Origin of the sequence: Vibrio sp. 10N.222.48.A3 (assembly GCF_041475345.1) — a bacterium.
Taxonomy (GTDB): Bacteria; Pseudomonadota; Gammaproteobacteria; order Enterobacterales; family Vibrionaceae; genus Vibrio; species Vibrio tasmaniensis_A.
The window spans coordinates 1-437 of sequence record NZ_JBFRVX010001146.1 but is presented as its reverse complement, the minus strand read 5'-3'; the positions used below and the strand labels follow the sequence as shown (position 1 = coordinate 437).

1 protein-coding gene is annotated in these 437 nt (G+C 44.9%); it reads right to left on the bottom strand.

Going from position 1 to position 437, the window contains the following annotated elements; translation table 11 throughout:
- A partial coding sequence (locus tag AB4653_RS24480) for a cytochrome P450 (RefSeq protein WP_372105535.1) occupies window positions 1-437 on the bottom strand: 437 nt, incomplete at both ends.

Below are 437 nucleotides of genomic sequence, written 5' to 3'. Positions count from 1 at the left end.
AAATAAATCAGGGTCAAAACCATTCGCGTGTAGCATTACAAAAACAGGTGTGCCTTTTTTTACTTCGATGTCACCAATCTGAGTGTCTCGTGTGGGTTCCAAATAAAGTTGTGGCGCTACCGGCTTTAATCGCATCGCTTCATACATCACCGCTGTCATATAAGGTGTTCGAGGAAGCGGCCATTCTAAGACCTTCCTCTTCCCTAGGGCGTCAAGTTCATCTTGTAAGGCCAACTCACTACTGCGATTGCCGCTGACTAAGAACGCCATCCATGCCAGTGTATTCGCTGTGGTATCTTCACCCGCTAATAGAAGGGTAATCGCATTAGCCATAATATCTTGGTCAGTTAATGAGGAATCTTGTTCTTGTTCCAATAACATGATTTGCAGCATGTTCTCTGGTGAATCTTTAAGGACTGGTTCGTGAACCAGACGAG